This window comes from Streptomyces sp. AMJ-169 (assembly GCF_055597585.1).
Genome location: NZ_JBVLTJ010000003.1, coordinates 206,191 through 223,137 on the forward strand (window position 1 = coordinate 206,191; position 16,947 = coordinate 223,137).

13 protein-coding genes are annotated in these 16,947 nt (G+C 73.5%); 5 read left to right on the forward strand and 8 right to left on the reverse strand.

The annotated features are described in order from the left end of the window. Positions 1 to 83 precede the first annotated feature (83 nt). A complete protein-coding gene (locus ACYUD3_RS09180; protein ID WP_470966497.1) occupies positions 84 to 1,328 on the forward strand; it encodes a LacI family DNA-binding transcriptional regulator in 1,245 nt (414 codons plus the stop codon). On the opposite strand, the gene ACYUD3_RS09185 is transcribed toward ACYUD3_RS09180, so the two are convergent. After that, on the reverse strand, positions 1,294 to 1,692 hold the full coding sequence (locus tag ACYUD3_RS09185; protein ID WP_470966500.1) for a VOC family protein: 399 nt from the start codon (positions 1,690 to 1,692) through the stop codon (positions 1,294 to 1,296). The two genes, ACYUD3_RS09180 and ACYUD3_RS09185, sit on opposite strands and share 35 nt — an antisense overlap. A 93-nt stretch (positions 1,693 to 1,785) precedes the next feature. Between ACYUD3_RS09185 and ACYUD3_RS09190 the strand changes: the two genes are divergently transcribed. Further along, positions 1,786 to 2,775: a helix-turn-helix transcriptional regulator gene (locus ACYUD3_RS09190; protein ID WP_470966502.1), complete on the forward strand. Its 990-nt coding sequence runs from the start codon at positions 1,786 to 1,788 to the stop codon at positions 2,773 to 2,775. A 7-nt stretch (positions 2,776 to 2,782) separates the two neighbouring features. On the opposite strand, the gene ACYUD3_RS09195 is transcribed toward ACYUD3_RS09190, so the two are convergent. From ACYUD3_RS09195 to ACYUD3_RS09205, 3 genes are read right to left on the reverse strand one after another with little or no spacing between them, the layout of a single operon-like run. After that, the gene (locus ACYUD3_RS09195; protein WP_470966504.1) at positions 2,783 to 3,148 is read right to left on the reverse strand and encodes a hypothetical protein; all 366 of its coding nucleotides are present in this window, start codon (positions 3,146 to 3,148) and stop codon (positions 2,783 to 2,785) included. Between the two features lie 52 nt (positions 3,149 to 3,200). Then, positions 3,201 to 4,595: a M1 family metallopeptidase gene (locus tag ACYUD3_RS09200; RefSeq protein WP_470966506.1), complete on the reverse strand. Its 1,395-nt coding sequence runs from the start codon at positions 4,593 to 4,595 to the stop codon at positions 3,201 to 3,203. Further along, complete coding sequence (locus ACYUD3_RS09205) at positions 4,592 to 8,401, reverse strand: Pls/PosA family non-ribosomal peptide synthetase (RefSeq protein WP_470966508.1); 3,810 nt, start codon at positions 8,399 to 8,401, stop codon at positions 4,592 to 4,594. The genes ACYUD3_RS09200 and ACYUD3_RS09205 overlap by 4 nt, the downstream gene beginning before the upstream one ends. Before the next feature lie 315 nt (positions 8,402 to 8,716). On the opposite strand from ACYUD3_RS09205, the gene ACYUD3_RS09210 reads away from it, so the two are divergent. Continuing rightward, positions 8,717 to 9,922, forward strand: a complete 1,206-nt coding sequence (locus ACYUD3_RS09210; protein WP_470966511.1) for a cytochrome P450 family protein — start codon at positions 8,717 to 8,719, stop codon at positions 9,920 to 9,922. Here the strand turns inward: ACYUD3_RS09210 and ACYUD3_RS09215 are convergent. Continuing rightward, positions 9,919 to 10,875: a LysR family transcriptional regulator gene (locus tag ACYUD3_RS09215; protein ID WP_470966514.1), complete on the reverse strand. Its 957-nt coding sequence runs from the start codon at positions 10,873 to 10,875 to the stop codon at positions 9,919 to 9,921. The genes ACYUD3_RS09210 and ACYUD3_RS09215 overlap by 4 nt on opposite strands. A gap of 119 nt (positions 10,876 to 10,994) precedes the next feature. Between ACYUD3_RS09215 and ACYUD3_RS09220 the strand changes: the two genes are divergently transcribed. Beyond that, a complete protein-coding gene (locus tag ACYUD3_RS09220; protein WP_470967413.1) occupies positions 10,995 to 13,334 on the forward strand; it encodes an FdhF/YdeP family oxidoreductase in 2,340 nt (779 codons plus the stop codon). Positions 13,335 to 13,344: 10 nt separating this feature from the next. On the opposite strand, the gene ACYUD3_RS09225 is transcribed toward ACYUD3_RS09220, so the two are convergent. The 3 genes from ACYUD3_RS09225 to ACYUD3_RS09235 form a co-directional block, all read right to left on the reverse strand. Continuing rightward, a complete protein-coding gene (locus ACYUD3_RS09225; RefSeq protein ID WP_470966516.1) occupies positions 13,345 to 13,974 on the reverse strand; it encodes a hypothetical protein in 630 nt (209 codons plus the stop codon). 89 nt (positions 13,975 to 14,063) lie between these two features. After that, on the reverse strand, positions 14,064 to 14,717 hold the full coding sequence (locus ACYUD3_RS09230) for a response regulator (protein ID WP_470966518.1): 654 nt from the start codon (positions 14,715 to 14,717) through the stop codon (positions 14,064 to 14,066). A gap of 2 nt (positions 14,718 to 14,719) precedes the next feature. Next, positions 14,720 to 16,183, reverse strand: a complete 1,464-nt coding sequence (locus ACYUD3_RS09235; RefSeq protein ID WP_470966521.1) for a sensor histidine kinase — start codon at positions 16,181 to 16,183, stop codon at positions 14,720 to 14,722. A gap of 191 nt (positions 16,184 to 16,374) precedes the next feature. Here ACYUD3_RS09235 and ACYUD3_RS09240 point away from each other — a divergent pair, with 191 nt between their 5' ends. Then, positions 16,375 to 16,911, forward strand: a complete 537-nt coding sequence (locus ACYUD3_RS09240; protein ID WP_470966523.1) for a class I SAM-dependent methyltransferase — start codon at positions 16,375 to 16,377, stop codon at positions 16,909 to 16,911. Positions 16,912 to 16,947 lie beyond the last annotated feature (36 nt).

Below are 16,947 nucleotides of genomic sequence, written 5' to 3' on the forward strand. Positions count from 1 at the left end.
GTTGCAGGCGCGGGAGGGATACGATCCCGGCGGCGGGGCCGCCCGGCCCCGTACCCTCGGAACTTCCCCCGGAGAGGACGGCAGTGGCGAGCACCCGACGACCGACCCTGGCCCATGTCGCCGCGCGGGCCGGTGTGTCCGTCACGCTGGTCTCCCTCGTGCTGCGCGGCGCGAAGGGCGCGAGCGCGGCGACCCGCAAGCGGGTCCTGGAGGCCGCCGAGGAGATCGGCTACCGCCCCGACACCCGTGCCCGCCTGCTGCGCAGCAACCGTTCACGGCTGCTGGGCGTGCAGTTCGGGCTGGGCCAGCCCTTCCACACGGATCTGGTGGAGCGGCTGTACGCGGTGGCCGAACCGGCGGGCTATCAGCTGGCGTTGAGCGCGGTCACGCCGCTGCGGGGCGAGCGGCAGGCGGTGGAGGCGCTGCTGGCCGACCGCTGCGAGGCGCTGATCCTGCTCGGCCCGCAGACACCGGCCGCCCGCCTGGCGGCCCTCGCGGCGCAGCTGCCGGTGGTGTCGGTGGCCCGGCGGCTGCGGCCGGTCCCGCCGGGCGTCGACGTGGTGCGCACGGCCGACGAGGAGGGGGCCGGGCAGGCCGTGGAGCACCTGGTGGCGCTGGGGCACCGGGAGATCGTCCACATCGACGGCGGCCGGGCACCGGGCGCGGCCGACCGCAGACGGGGGTACCGCGCCGCGATGGAGCGCCATGGTCTGGGCGAGCGGGCGCGGGTGCTGCCGGGCGGGCTGACGGAGGAGGACGGGGGGCGGGCGGCTCGGGCGCTGTTGGCGGAGGTCCGGGGGGCGTCCTGGCCGACGGAGGTGACGGAGGCAGGGGCGCGGGCCGACTGGACGCCACCCGCCGACGCCTCCTGGCCGACGGAGGTGACGGAGGCGACGGAGGCAGCGGCGCGGGCCGACCGAACGCCGCCCGCCGACACGTCCCGCCCGGCAACAGCCCTGCGCGACACGCCCCCGACGACCGCCGCCCTGAGCACCCCGCCCCCGCCAACAGCCCTACTCGCCTTCAACGACCGCTGCGCGACCGGCGTCCTGGACACCCTCCTGCGCGCAGGCATCTCCGTCCCCGGCGACCTCTCGGTGGTCGGCTTCGATGACACCCGGCTGGCCCGGCTCGCGCACATCGACCTCACGACCGTCGCCCAGGACATCCCCCGCCTCGCCGAACTCGCCGTCGGCCGCGCGCTCGCCCGGCTCGACGAAGGGGGCGAGGCGCAGCCGGAGAGTGTGGTCGCGCCGAGACTGGTGGTGCGGGGGACGACGGGGCGCCCCGGCGTCAGCGGGCGAACTTCTGAACAGCCGCCGGGGTGACGGGGGTGAAGAAGTTGACGAGGTTGCCGTCGGGGTCGCGCAGCAGCAGCGACCGGTTGCCCCAGGGCATCGTCGTGGGCCCGGCGACGACGTCGGTGACGAAGCCGGCCAGGTCCCGGTGGACGCGGTCCACGTCGTCGACGAGGAACTCGGTGATCACGCTGTGGTTGTCCGCCGGGCGGGCGGAGCCCGGGGCGAACAGCGGGACGGTGCGGGTGCCGGCGATCGCGAGGGTGGCACCGGCGGTCCTGAGCTCGGCGAAGTCCTCGGTGGCCCACTCCGCCCGCGCCCCCGTGGCCCGCTCGTAGAACGCGACGAGGCGTGCGACGTCGCCGGTGATGATGCGGACCGAGACGAACTCCATGGGGATCTCCTTGGCTGTGCTGAAGGCGTGCACCGCGCAGGCTAGGAGAGATAGCGGACAGAATCGGTCCTGTATCGGCGTTAGGTTGGGGACATGTCCCGACCCACCGCCCGCGTGCTGACCCTCCTGGAACTGCTCCAGTCGGGCGGCACCCGCACGGTCGCCGAACTGGCCGCCCGGCTCGGCGTAGAGGGGCGCACCGTACGGCGGTACGTGGAGCAGCTGATCGACCTGGATGTGCCCGTGGAGTCGGTGCGGGGCCGCTACGGCGGGTACCGGCTCGCCCCCGGCCACCGGCTGCCGCCGCTCATGCTCGGCGACGACGAGGCGCTGGCCGTCCTCCTCGGCCTGGCCGCCGGCCGCCGGTCGGGGCTGACGACGGCGCAGCGCACGGCGAACGAGACGGCGGCGGCGAAGATCCGCCGGGTGCTGCCCCGGCACCTCGCCCACCGGCTCGACGCCCTCGCGGAGACCCTCTCCTTCACGGACGAGCCCGGCGAGCCCGCCGCCCCGGACGCCGGGGTCCTGCTCACCGTCGCCGACGCGGTGCGCCACCGCCGGCCGGTGTCGATCCGCTACACCGGCCACGACGGGCAAAGCGGCGAGCGCACGCTGCACGCGTACGGGATCGTCGCGCACGCGGGCCGGTGGTACGTCACGGGCAGGGACGCCGGGATCGGCGCGGACCGGACCTTCCGGCTCGACCGCGTCGCGGACGCGCGGGCCCTGCCCGGCTCGTTCGAGGCGCCCGAGGGGCCCGGTCCGGCGGAGCGCGTGCTGTCGGGGTTCGCCACCGCCGGGTACCGGCACGAGGTGACCTTGCGGATCCAGGGGACGGCCGGGCAGATCCGCGCCCGCCTCCCGGCCAGCGTCGCGAGCCTGGCGGAGTGCGAGCCCGGGGCGGACGAGGACCCGGCGGCCGGGCGCTGGCTGCGCGTCGAGCTGCGGGCGGAGCGGCTGGACTGGCTGCCTGCGGTGCTCGCCTCGCTCGACCTGCCGTTCGTGATCGAACGCCCCGCCGAGCTGCGCGACCTCGTCATCGCCCTCGCCGGCCGGCTGGCCGCCCGCGCCCGCCGGACCTGACCACGGGTCAGAGCCCCGCTATCCGGCACGGCACCACCAGGTCCTGCGTCAGGTTGTAGGCGGCGCACACCCGGTGGTACCCGTCGGCGATGACCAGCGGCACCCCCCGCACCAGCAGCACCGGCGACAGCCTGTGCCCCGCGAGGACCTTCTGGATGTCGCGGCTGACGTCGATGTTGTCGGGCCCGAGGAGGGGCAACTGCGAGGCCCGCATGAGGTCCTTGGCCTTCTTGACCTCGGTCGGCGCCGCTTTCAGGGCGGCGACGACGCGGGTGACCTCGGCGGGCTTGAGGAGCAGCCCGAGGTAGTCGGCCGCCGCCGGATAGTCGTGCTCCTGCGGGTCCTTGAGCCAGAGTTTCGTCCAGTCGTCCATGGTCCGCCCCCTTATGTCTGCTACGGGGATGCCCGCGCCGGGCGGCGGGTACTCAGGTCCGCTCCGGCAGCTCGGGCAAATGTTTGTCATAGAGCCAGCTGCGCAGCAGGGGTTCGGTCCTGGCGGGGGCGGAGCGGCCGACGTGGGCGAGGAAGGCGGCGGTGTCGGCGCTGCCCGCCCGGTGGGTGTGGTGCCAGTCCCTGAGCATGGCGAAGAAGGCGTCGTCGCCCATGGTGAGGCGCAGGGCGTGCAGGGTGCAGGCGCCCCGGGTGTAGACGCGGTCGTCGAAGATGCGGTCGGGGCCGGGGTCGGCGAGCCGAAGTCCCTTGGGGCGCAAGGAGAGTTGGCGCCAGGCGGCGCGGGCGATGGTGTCGGCGGAGTCCTCGCCGAGGTGTTCCGACCAGAGCCATTCGCCGTAGGTGGCGAACCCTTCGTTGAGCCAGATGTCGCGCCAGTCGCGGAGGCTGACGCTGTTGCCGTACCACTGGTGGACGAGTTCGTGGGCGACCAGCGTCTCCCAAGTCCGCCGGCCGTCGATGTGGTTGCGGCCGAAGACGGACGCGGTCTGGTTCTCCACCGGCTGGTCGAGGTCGGCGTCGACGACGACCGCGCCGTACGTCTCGAAGGGGTAGGGGCCGAACCAGCTGGTGAAGGCCTCGAACATCTCCGGCTGGCGGGCGAGGTCGTGGCGGGCGTGGTCGGCGAGGTGGGCGGGGTAGGCGTTGCGGCCGGTGACGCGGCGGCCGGTGACGCTGTCGCGGGCCTCCCAGGTGTCGTGCGCGAAGCGGCCGGTGTAGACGGCGGCGAGGTAGGGGGCCATGGGGCCGGGGTGGTGGTAGGTCCAGCGGTCGCCGGTGCGGTCGGTCAACGTGCCGTTGGCCAGGGCGTGATGGCCGGGGGGCACCGTCACGCGGAAGGTGAACTCGGCCTTGTCGTCGGGGCGGTCGTTGCAGGGGAACCAGGAAGGGGCGCCCAGGGGCTGGGCGGCGACCATGGTGCCTTCGTGGGCGTCGCCCGTGCGGTCCCAGCCGATCTGCCCGAACGGGGTGCGCAGCGGCCGGGGCCGGCCGCCGTAGCCGATGTCCAGGGTGAATTCGCCGCCCGCCGGGACGGGTCGCGGTACGGGCAGCAGGAGTTGGCCTCGGCTGCGGCCGGGGCGGACGGCGGTGCCGTCGACGTACGCCTCGTGCGCGGTGAGTCCGGAGAGGTTCAACCGGACCTGGTTCAGGGTGCGTTCGGCGATCGCGCGGATGTGGGCGTGGCCGTCGAGGGTGCCGGCGCCGGGGTCGTAGGCGAGGTCGAGGTCGTAGGAGAGGGTGCGGTGGTCGTGGCTGCCGTGGGCGGCGAAGTAGCGGCGGGACTGGCCGGGGACGCGGTCGGCGGCGAGCGCGGCGAGCGGGGTGAGGAGGGCGCCGCGCACGAGGGCGCGGCGGCTGTACCAGCTCATGCGCGGGCCCCGGCGATGGGGTTGCCGGCCCAGCGGGTGCCGTCGGGGACGGACTCGCCGCGCATGACGAGGGAGGCGGCGCCGACGGAGGTTCCGGCGCCGATGACGGTGGCGGGCAGGGCGATGCTGTGCGGGCCGAGGGAGGCGCCGGCGGCGAGCTGAACGGTGTCCATGCGCATGATCCGGTCGTGGAAGAGGTGGGTCTGCAAGACGCAGCCCCGGTTGACGCTGGCGCCGTCGCCGATGCTGACCAGGTCGGTCTCCGGCAGCCAGTACGTGTCGAGCCACACCCCGCGCCCGATCCGCGCCCCGAGGCTGCGCAGCCACCAGTTGAGCACGGGCGTCCCGAGGTGCGCGCTCATGCCCCAGGGTACGGCGAGCATCTCGTAGAAGGTGTCGAAGAGTTCGTTGCGCCAGACGAAGGAGGACCACAACGGCCGTTCCTGCACCTTGAATTGACCCACGAGCAGCCATTTGGCGGCGGTGGTGATCAGGCAGGCGGCGAGGGTGGCGACGGGCAGCAGGACGACGCCGGTGAGCGCGGCCAGCGGCAACTGGCCGACGTCCAGGGCGCGTTGCTGGGCGAGGAGCAGCAACTCCGCGATGAGCGTGCCGATGACGAGCGGGACGAGCCGGCAGAGTTCGACGGCGGCGCGGGCCCTGACCAGTTTGCGGGGCGGGGCGAACGTCCTTGCCTGGTCGCCGGTTTCGGCCACCCGGGGCAGCTGCATCGCGGGCCGTCCGATCCAGGACGTGCCCGGCGCGCCGTGCGCGGGCGCGTCGGAGAGCACCCCGATCAGCCCGTGGTCCGGTACGTCGTGGCCGGCGATCCCGGAGTTCCCGAGGAAGGCCCGCTCGCCGATGCGGACGGCGCTCAACTTCATCCAGCCGTCGCGCAGTTCGTAGGGGGCGACGAGGGTGTCGTCGGCGAGGAAGGCGCCGTCGGCGACCTCCAGGAGGGAGGGCAGCGGCAGGACGGTGGAGATCTCGGCGTTCTTGCCGACGCGGGCGCCGAGCAGGCGCAGCCAGTGCGGGGTGGCGAGGCTGGCGTAGAGCGGGAAGTAGCCGGCGCGGGCGCCGTCGAGGATGCGGGTGACGAGCCAGGCCCGCCAGGCGACTCCGCCGTCGGCGCGGTGCAGCCCGGGGGTGATGCCGCGGCCGAGGGCGCGGACGACGCCCGCGGTGAGCAGGGCTCCGGACAGGTAGGTGAGGACCGCCAACAGGGGGGCGGCGAGCAGGAGATGGGCCGCCGCTCCGGAGAGGGTGGGGGTGCCGCGGACCAGCAGCCAGGTGACGGCGAGCGCGGGGGCCGCAGCGACCAGGGAGAGCAGGGGGAGGGCGGTGAGGGAGAGGGCGTAGGCGAGGTGCCAGGGGCGCCAGAGGGTCGGGGCGTGGTGGCGGGCGGGGCGGGTGAGGCGGGCGGCGGGGCCTGCGGGGCGGGCCGGGGAGCCGGTCCAGGTCTCGCCGTCGGGGATGCGGCCGTCGAGGCAGCCGCCGGCGGTGAGTTCGGCGCCGGCGCCGAGGACGGCGCCCGGCAGGAGGGTGGTGCGGTGGCCGACGCGGGCGCCGGGGCCGACGGTGACCGGGCCGACGTGCAGGGTGTCGCCGTCGAGCCACCAGCCGGCGATGTCCGCCTCGGGTTCGACACTGCTGCCGTCGCCGAGGTCGGCGAGGCCGGTCACCGGGGGCAGGGCGTGCAGCTGGACGTCGTGGCCGGTGCGGCAGCCGAGGAGGCGGGCGTAGCGGGCGGCCCAGGGGGTGCCGGTGAGGGAGGGCACGCCGAAGGCGGCGACGGCGCGTTCGGCGCTCCACAGGCGCAGGTGGACGGCGCCGCCGCGCGGATGGGCGCCCGGTGTGATCGACCCGGCGAGCGCGCGGGCGAGCCCGGCGCCGATCAGGCAGCGCAGGGGCGCGCTGAACAGCAGCAGCCAGCCGGCGAGGATCAGCCACCAGGAGGTGTGCGGCGCCCAGGAGTGCGGGGCGACCCAGCCGAGAACGTTGTCGGCGATAGCGAGTCCGACGAGCCCGCGCAGTCCGGTGATGCCGTAGCCGACGAGGGAGACGAGGAACTGGACGACGCCCGCGCTTGCGGGGACCGGCCGGGCGGGGCGTACCTCGCGGGTGGCGCCGGCGAGGGAGTCGAGGTGGGCGGCCATGTCCTGGAGGACGGGGTTGCGGTACAGGTCGGCGACCGACAGCCCCGGGTGGTCGGCGCGCAGCAGGGACGCCATCCGGGCGGCGGTCAGGCTGGTCCCGCCGAGCTGGACGAAGTCGCTGTGCGGGCCGGGGCGCAGACCGAGCAACTGCTCCCAGACCTCGGCGAGTCGCGCGGCGGTCCCGTGCAGCGGAGGCGCGGCGCTGTCGCCGGTCAGCGGGACCGGCCAGGGCAGCGCCTTGCGGTCGGCCTTGCCGGATGCCTTCGTCGGGATGTCGGTGACTTCGGCGAGGACGGGGACCAGGGGTGCGGGCAGGGCGCGGCTGAGCAGTTCCCTCGCCTTGTCGGCGCGGAACGGCGGGAGGCCGGGGTCGGGGACGACGTATCCGACGAGGACCTGGGTGCCGGAGGCGGTGGTCTGGACGGCCGCCGCCGCGCCGCGCACTCCGGGCAGGGTGAGCAGCGCGGCGTCGATCTCGCCGAGTTCGACGCGCCGCCCGCCGAGTTTGACCTGGTCGTCGGCGCGGCCGAGGAAGACCAGGCCCTCGGTGTCGGCGCGCACGAGGTCGCCGGAGCGGTAGGCGCGCGGGGCGGCGAGGGCGGGGCAGGGGCGGAAGCGGTCGGCGTCCTTGACGGGGTCGAGGTAGCGGGCGGTGCCGGCGCCCGCGATGACGAGTTCGCCCTCCTCTCCGTAGGGGACGGGCTCGCCCGACTCGTCGACGACCGCCAGCTCCCAGCCGGCGAGCGGGAGTCCGATGCGGACGGGCTGCCCGGGTTCGAGGAGGGCGGCGCAGGCGACGACGGTCGTCTCGGTGGGGCCGTAGGTGTTCCACATCTCGCGGCCGGGGCGGGCGAAGCGGTCGACGAGTCCGGGCGGGCACGCCTCGCCGCCCAGGATCAGCAGCCGTACGCGGCGCAGCGCGTCCTCGGGCCACATGGCGAGGAGGGTGGGGACCGTGGAGACGGCGGTGACGGCGCGCGCCTCGAGCCAGGGGCCGAGTTCGTGTCCGGCGCGCACGAGGGCGCGTTCGGCCGGGACGAGGCAGGCGCCGGAGCGCCAGGCCAGCCACATCTCCTCGCAGGAGGCGTCGAAGGCGACGGAGAGCCCGGCGAGGACGCGGTCGCCGGGGGCGAGGGGGCGTTCGCGCAGGAAGAGGCCGGCTTCGGCGTCGACGAAGGCGGCGGCGGAGCGGTGGCTGACGGCGACACCTTTGGGGGCGCCGGTGGAGCCGGAGGTGAAGATGATCCAGGCGTCGTCCTCGGGCGTGGCCGCGCGCCCCGCGCCGGTGGCCGGGACGAGTTCGGTGCCGCGCGGTCTGTCGCCGAGCACATGGCAGACAGCGGCCTCGCGGAAGACAGTGACGGCCCGGTCCTCGGGGTCGTCGGCGTCGACGGGGACGTAGGCGGCGCCGCTCTGGAGGACGGCGAGGATCGACAGGTACAGGTCGGCCGTGCCGGAGGCGACGCGGACGCCGACGCGGTCGCCGGGGCCGATGCCGTGCCGGGCGAGCCGCTGGGCGCGGCCCTGGGTCTCGGTCCACAGGTCGCGGTAGGTAAGAACGCGGCTGCCGGTGTCGAGGGCGGGGGCCTCGGGGTGGCGGGCGGCGGTGGCGCGCAGGACGTCGAGGAGGGTGCGTGGGGGCGGGGCCACCGCCGAACAGAAGAGTGCCCTGCTTCCGGGGAAGCCAGGGAACGGGAATGACGCATCGAGTGCGGTCGAGGTCAAGGTCGTGCCTCTGTTTTTTCGTGCCGACGGGCTTCACCGAGCCCTTTACGGCAAGTCAGAATGCTTTACCCCGTCATGCGTTCACCAACTCGGTGCAATTAATCCACGACCCGCCCATGGGAGGAAAAAGAGGAACCGTAGAAGCTTATTTCCTTCTTACTGACATCGCTATTACGTTCTTAATTAAAACAAGGGTATGAATACTTCGAGAGTTCCACGCCCATGCCGAGGAGGCATCACATGTCCCAGCAGCAGCCCCCGTTCGTCCTCGACGCCACCGGCGCGGCCCGCGACGCGGAGCACCGCGCCTTACGTGCCCGCGGCGCCGCCACCCGGGTGGACATCCTCGGCCTGGAGGTCTGGTCCGTCTCCGATCCCGCGCTGCTCAAGGAGCTGCTGACCAGCCCTGACGTCTCCAAGGACGCGAGCGCGCACTGGCCGGGCTTCGCACAGGCGGTCCGCAGCTGGCCGCTGGCCCTGTGGATCGCGGTCGACAACATGTTCACCGCGTACGGCGCCGACCACCGCCGGCTGCGCCAGATGGTCGCCCCCGCGTTCACCGCGCACCGCGTCAAGGCGCTCGCCCCCGTCATCGGGAAGATGGTCGCCCATCTCCTCGACGCGCTCCCCGCCGAGGGCCCGGTGGATCTGCGCGCGCACCTCGCCTATCCGCTGCCCATCGCGGTCGTCGGCCACCTTCTGGGCGTACCGCCGCAACAGCGGGACGACTTCCGCGAGATCGTCGACAACGTCTTCGACACCACCTTCACCGCAGAAGAGGCCCAGGCCAACACCGCCCTGCTCTACGAGAAGCTCGGGAATGTACTGCGCGCCAAACGCGAGAAACCCGGCGACGACCTCACCTCCCAGCTGATCGCGGCCCGCGACGAGGGCGGCACCGGCTTCACCGAGGACGAACTGCTCGGCACGATGGTGCTGATGCTCAGCGCCGGCTACGAGACCACCGTCAACGTCATCGACCAGGCCATCACCCTCCTCCTCACCCACCCCGATCAGCTCGCCCTGGTCCGCTCGGGCGAGCGGTCCTGGAAGGACGTCGTCGAGGAGACCCTCCGCCTCGAACCCGCCGTCACCCACCTCCCGCTGCGCTACGCCCTCACCGACATCCCCCTCCCCGACGGCCGCACGATCGCCCAGGGCGAGGCCATCCTCGCCTCCTACGGCGCCGCCAACCGCCACCCCGATCTGCACGAGGACGCCGACACCTTCGACGTCACCCGCGCGAACAAGGAGCACCTGGCCTTCGGCTACGGCGTCCACTTCTGCCTGGGCGCCCCGCTCGCCCGGGTCGAGGTCACCGAAGCGCTCAGCCAGCTGTTCACGCGCTTTCCGGACATCCGTCTTGCCGTGCCCAACGAGCGGCTGCGGCCCCTTGGTTCCCTGATCAGCAATGGGCATCAGGAACTTCCGGTGCTGCTGCGCTAGGCGGGCTCTCCGGGGAGGCCGCTCGGAGGGTGCTCCGGCTGCTCGGGCGGCTCCCCCGGCAGCCGCTCCAGCGCCGCCGCGACCCCGGCCCGCCCCGCGGCCTCCAGCAGGGCCTGCGCGATCACGGGCACGGGTTCGCGGGCCGGCAGCACCAGGCCCATCAGCTCCGAGCGCGCCGGCCGCACCAGGGGCACCGCGTGCATCCCGGCGGGCACCCCGAAGACGTGCAGCCAGGCGTGCGGCACGACGCTCGCCCACTGGCCGGCCCGGACCTGCGCGAACAAGGAGGCGACGGAGTCGGTCTCGACCCTGGGGGTCACCGAGGTCCCCGCCGCCTCGAACGCCGCCTCCAGGACCTGCCGCCCCTGCATCCCCGGGTGCAGCAGGCACAGCGGGTACTGGGCGGCCTCCGCCCAGGACACCTCCGCCGGGGCGACGTCCCGGGTCAGCAGCACGTACCGCTCCCGGTACAGCGGCACGAACGTGAACTCCCGGCCCACGACGGTGCTGTGGTAGGTCACGGCCGCGTCCAGCTCGTACGCGCCGAGCCGCTCGACGATGTCGGAACTGCGGAGATCGGCGAAGACCTGGACGGTCGCCAGCGGGTTGGCCGCGCAGAACGGCTGGGTCAGCAGGGCGACGGCCGTGGCCGCCGTAGGGACGGTCCCGACCCGCAGCCGGCCGGACAGCCCGCCGCGCAGAGCCTCGATCTCACCGCGCAGCGCGTCGCGGTCGGCGAGGATGCGCCGCGCCCAGACGACGACCCGCTCACCCTCAGGGGTGAATCCCTCGAACCGGCGGCCCCGGCGCACCAGCGGGATGCCCAGGTCGTCCTCCAGCTTGCGGATGCCCTCGGACAGGGTCGGCTGGGAGACGAAGCAGGCCTGGGCGGCCTTCGCGAAATGACGCGCGCGGGCGAGGGAGACGAGGTACTCGAGTTGACGGAGCAGCACGCTCCCCATGATCCCCGTCTTTGATCGGCGTGACCTTTCAAGTGATCGGAACTTCCGGTTTGACCTCGCGCGTTGTACGGGGTGACAGTGGCCGGTGGTCCACAGGAGAGGGCGTGACGATGCGGGACTTCGAGAAGGCCGATGTGGAGGACCTGTCGGTCTCGTCGCCCAAGACATGGGCGACGGGCGCCCCGGCGGTGGCCCACGCCCTCAAGTACGCGCTGGGCCAGACCTCCCCCCGGCGCACCGCGCTCACCCTCCTCGGCATCAACCAGACCAAGGGCTTCGACTGCCCCGGCTGCGCCTGGCCCGAGCCGGGGCCGGGCCAGCGGCACCTGAACGAGTACTGCGAGAACGGCGCCAAGCACATCAGTGACGAGGCGACGTCCCGCCGGATCACCGCGGAGTTCTTCCGCGAGCACTCGGTGGCGGAGCTGGGCGCACGCACCGACTACTGGCTCAACCAGCAGGGCCGGCTCACCGAACCGATGGTCCTGCGCGAGGGCGCCACCCATTACGAGCCGATCGGCTGGGACGAGGCCCTGGACCTCCTCGCCGAGGAGCTGCGCGCGCTGGACGACCCGAACGAGGCCCTTTTCTACGTCTCCGGCCGGCTCGCCAACGAGCCCGCCTTCCTCCTCCAGCTGTTCGCCCGCGCCTTCGGCACGAACAACCTGCCCGACTGCTCCAACATGTGCCACGAGTCGAGCGGTTCGGCCCTCAACGAGACCCTGGGCGTCGGCAAGGGCAGCGTCAGCCTGGACGACCTCTACGCCTGCGACCTCGTGTTCGTCGTGGGGCAGAACCCGGGGACGAACCACCCCCGGATGCTGTCCGCGCTGGAGGAGACCAAGCGGCGCGGCGGCCAGGTCGTCGCCGTCAACCCGCTGCCCGAGGCCGGGCTGCTGCGCTTCAAGCACCCGCAGAAGGCGCGCGGCGTCATCGGCCGGGGCACCGAGATCGCGGACCAGTTCCTCCAGATCCGCCCCGGCGGCGACCTCGCCCTCTTCCAGGCCCTGAACCTCCTCCTCCTGGAAGCGGAGGACAAGGAGCCGGGCACGGTCCTGGACCGCGCGTTCATCGACGCCCACACCAGCGGGTACGACGCCTTCGCCGCGAACATCCGCGAGACGTCCTGGGACGCCGTCCTGGAGGCGACGGGGCTGACCCGCGCGGAGATCGAGCAGGTCCACGAGCGGGTGCTGGCCAGCCGCAGCGTCATCGTCTGCTGGGCGATGGGCCTCACCCAGCACAAGCACGGCGTGCCCACCATCCGTGAGGTCGTCAACTTCCTTCTGCTGCGCGGCAACCTCGGCCGCCCCGGCGCCGGCGTGTGCCCGGTGCGCGGGCACAGCAACGTCCAGGGCGACCGCACGATGGGCATCTGGGAGCGGGTCCCCCAGCCGTTCCTCGACCGGCTCGGCAAGGAGTTCTCCTTCACCCCGCCCACCGCCCACGGCCTGGACTCGGTGGACGCCATCCGCGCGATGCGCGACGGCAAGGGCAAGGTCTTCCTCGGCGTCGCCGGCAACTTCGTGCGCGCCACCCCCGACAGCGACGTCACCGAGCGCGCCCTGCGCAACTGCCGTCTCACCGTGCAGATCTCGACCAAGCTGAACCGCTCCCACGCGGTCTGCGGCACCCGCGCGCTGATCCTGCCGACCCTCGGCCGCAGCGACCGCGACGTCCAGGCGGGCGGCGAGCAGTTCATGACCGTCGAGGACTCCATGAGCGAGGTCCACGCCACCCGGGGCCGCCTCGCCCCGGCCTCCCCGCACCTGCTCAGCGAGATCTCCATCATCACCCGCCTGGCCCGCAAGGTCCTGGGCGACCGGCCGGCCATCCCCTGGGCCGACTTCGAGTCCGACTACGACCTCGTCCGCGACCGCATCTCCCGGGTCGTCGAGGGCTTCCAGGACTTCAACGCGCGCGTACGCCAGCCCGGCGGCTTCCGGCTGCCCAACCCCGTCAACTCGATGACGTTCCGCACCGCCACGGGCAAGGCCAACTTCACGGCCAACGACTTCACGATGCTCCAGGCCCCCGAGGGCCACCTGGTCCTCCAGACCCTGCGCTCCCACGACCAGTGGAACACCATCCCCTACGCCATGGACGACCGCTACCGCGGCATCAAGGGCGCCCGCCGCGTCGTCATGGTCAACCCGGCCGACCTCAAGGCACAGGGCCTCGCGGACGGCGACCTGGTCGACCTGACAAGCATCTGGTCCGACGGGACGGAACGCCGCGCGGAGGCGTTCCGAGTGGTGGGCTACCCGACCCCGGAGGGCTCGGCCGCCGCGTACTACCCGGAGACGAACGTCCTGGTACCGCTGGACAGCGTGGCCGACATCAGCAATACGCCGACATCGAAGTGCGTGATCGTGCGCTTGGAGAAGGCCGCGGAGGGAGCCGCTTCGGAGAGGGCGTTGGAGGAAGCCGCCGGGTCCGCACAGGCGTGAGCCGCCGGTCTCAGATCCGCAGCGCCCTGGCCACCCGCCCGGCCAGGGCGTCCTCCGTCAGCGGGACGTCGACCCCGATGGTCCGCAGCTGAAGCCGCGCGGTCTCCTCGCCGAGGCGGTCCGTGAACATACGGTCCCGTTCGGCGAGATTGCGGGCGGCCCGCTCAGGATCGCCGGTCCGCCACACGAACCCCTCCCCCGGCGCCGACCGCCCCTCTACCGCGGCCCGCCGGAACTCGGGGGTCGGCAGCAGCCACACGGCCTGCTCAGGAGCCGCCAGCAAGGGCTTCACCAGCCGCGGGAGCAGCCGGAAGCCCTCGACGACGATCCTGCGGTCCCGGGGCAGCCTCAGCAGATCCTCGACGATCAACCCGAAGCCCTCGCCCCGGAACCAGTGGAACGTCTCCAGCATGACCTGCGGGGAGCGGGTCACCCAGCGTTCGTCCATGGTCATCGCCATGAACTCATGGAGATACGGGGCCTCTTCGGGGGTGGTACGGGCGGCGTGGTCGTGCATGGTGTCGTCGGTCGCGTACAGGTGCCAGCCGTGGGCGGCGGCCAGCCGGCGGGCGATCGTCGACTTGGCCGCGCCGCTTCCGCCGCCGATCCAGCGGACGTGGGAGAGGAGTTCGGGGGTCATGTGATCCGGCGCCTGGGGTGGTGGGGGTGGGTCTGCCAGGCTACCGGCGGCGGGCGCCGTGACCCTCGCTCCAGGGCCGCCCCCCTGATTCACTCCCCGGCCCGCAGCAACCCGCTCTCGTACGCGAAGATCACCGCGTGCACGCGGTCCCGGAGGCCGAGTTTGGTCAGGAGTCGGCCCAGGTGGGTCTTCACGGTGGTCTCGCCGAGGAACAGGCGCGCCGCGACCTCCTGATTGGTCAGGCCCCGGCCGACCAGCGCGAGCACTTCCCGTTCGCGGGCGGTCAGGCGGTCGAGGTGTTCCTGGTGGACGGCGGCGGGGGCCGGCCGTACGTGGCGGTCGACCATGCGGCGTACGACCGAGGGTGCCATCGCCAGCTCGCCGCGCAGGACCGCGCGTACGGCCACCAGGATCTCCTCGCCGAGGGCGTCCTTGACCAGGAATCCGCAGGCCCCGGCGCGCAGGGCGCCGTACGCGTACTCGTCGAGGTCGAAGGTCGTGACCACCAGGACCTTCGGCGCCGCCGGTGCCGTGCACAGGGCGCGGGTCGCGGCGAGGCCGTCGAGGCCGGGCATGCGGATGTCCATCAGGACGAGGTCCGGGCGGAGTTCGGCGCTGCGGGCCACGGCCTCGGCACCGTCGGAGGTCTCGCCCACGACCGTCAGGTCGGGCTGGCTGTCGATGACCATGCGCAGGCCCATCCGGATGAGCTGCTGGTCGTCGCAGAGGAGGATGCGAGCCATGGTCAACCGGCCTGTCGGGCAAGGGAGTTTGCCGGCTCCGGGCTCGCCGCTCCGGCTGCGGGAAGGACGGCCCGCACCCGCCAGCCGCCGGACGCGGATCCGGACGCGCCGGACGCGCCGACGCCACCGCCACCGCCACCGCCACCGCCACCGCCACCGCCACCAGGCATAGGTCCCGCCTCAGCCGCCCCGCCCGGCACAGATCCCGCCTCACCTGCCCCGCCGGACGCAGACCCGACCTCGCCGGCACCGACGCCAGCACCGCCGGGCATGGATCCCGACTCAGCCGCCCCGCCCGGCACAAGTCCCGCCCCAACCAACCCGCCGGCCACACCCCCCGCCCCCACCACCCCACCGACCAAAGGCCCCGCCTCAACAATCCCCCCATACCGCGCCACCCGCTCCCGCATCCCCGCGAGCCCCCTCCCCCCGGACACCCCCCAACTCTCCCCACCCACACCCCCGTTGTTCTCCACGCACACCTCGACCCTGTCCTCCCGCAACTCGACCCGCACCTTCGCCCGCGCCCCCGGCGCCGCATGCCGGGACACGTTCGTCAGCGCCTCCTGCACGATCCGGTACGCCTCCTCGATCAGCACGTCCGCCAAGTCCCCCTGTTCGCCCCGCAGTTCGAGCACCGCCTGACTGCGCGCGGCCAGCCGGGCGAGGTCGTCCGGCGTCCGGGGCGGCGGAGCATCGGCGCGCAACACGTCGAGCAGCCGCCCCAGTTCACCGAGCGCCTCCCGCCCGGCCGCCCCGATCACCGGCAACGCCCGTGCGGGGGCCGCGGGATCGGCGGCGGAGGCGAGGCGCGCGCCCTCCGCGGTGAGGACCATCGCCGTCACTCCGTGCGCCAGGACGTCATGGATCTCCCGGGCGATCCGCGCCCGCTCCTCGGCGACAGCCGTGCGCGCCAGCAACAGCCTGGTGGACTCGGCGAGTTCGGCGCGGCGGGCGTACTCGGCGAGATACGCGCGCCGGGCGCGGACGTACGCGCCGCACACCCACGACCCGGCGAGCCAGCAGAGCACGGCCACCGGGGTCCACCACAGGACCCGGCCGCGGGCGGCGGAGTCGGCCAGCCAGTCCGGGAGCCACAGGGCCACGCAGCACCCGGCGCACGCCAGCAGAGCGGCGGCCTCGCGGCGCAGCCCGCGCACGACGAGCGTATACAGCACGGCAGCCAACGCGATGGCCCCGCGCCCGGGTTCAGGCCCCCACACGTGCCACAGGTACTGCGCCCAGAACGCGGCCGTGACCACGCAGGCGGCGGGCACCGGCCACCGTCTGCGCACCAGCAGGGGCAGCACGAAGGCGGCGTACACCACGGCCTGCACCCACACCGGCCGCCGCCCCGGCTGCTCGCCGACGGCGGGCGGTACGGCGACGAGGACGACCAGGGCGGCGTCGGTGAGCCAGGGGTGCCGCAGCCGCCAGCGGGCCAGCGTCTCGATCAGGCGAAGCACCGGCTCACGGTACGACTCGGGGCAACGTCCTTGCGTCACCCTGGAGTTGGCCTTCCCCTCCTCCTCGGGTCGGCCCCCGCGTCCTCCCGCAGGACTACGGGCGCGGCCCCCGGACATGACGCCGGGCCACACCCGGGCCGCCGAGCCTGGGCGCCGTGTCCCTCACCTCACACTTTCTCAGGCATCCCCTCATGACCGGCGCCGTGGCGCCGAGTTCACGGCGGCTCGCGCGGGCCATGACCGACGGGCTCGGTCTCGACAGGGCCCGGCTGGTGGTCGAACTCGGTCCGGGCACCGGCGTGTTCACGGACGCGATCCTGCAACAGCTGGCGCCGGACGCCAGGTTGATCGCCGTGGAGCTCAACTCCACGCTCGCCGCCCGGCTTTCCGCGACCCGGGACGACAAGCGGCTGACGGTGGTCCAGGGCCCGGCGTCCGGCCTGGCCCAGATGGCCGGCGGCTCGGTCGACGCGGTGGTCTCCGGGCTCCCGTGGACGGTGATGCCGGCCCGGGAGCGCCAACTCACCCTGGACGCCGTGGCGGAGAGCCTCGCCCCGGACGGCGGCTTCGCCACGTTCGCCTATGTGCACGCCGCCTGGACCCCGCCCGCCCGTCGGCTCACCGCCGAACTCCGGTCCCGTTTCGGCTCGTTGACCCGCTCCCCGGTCGTCTGGCCCAACCTCCCCCCGGCGTTCGTCCACCGCGCGCGCCGGGCAACTCGGCCGTAAAGAGCCGTTCTTACCAGGTTCACAAAGAGCGATCCC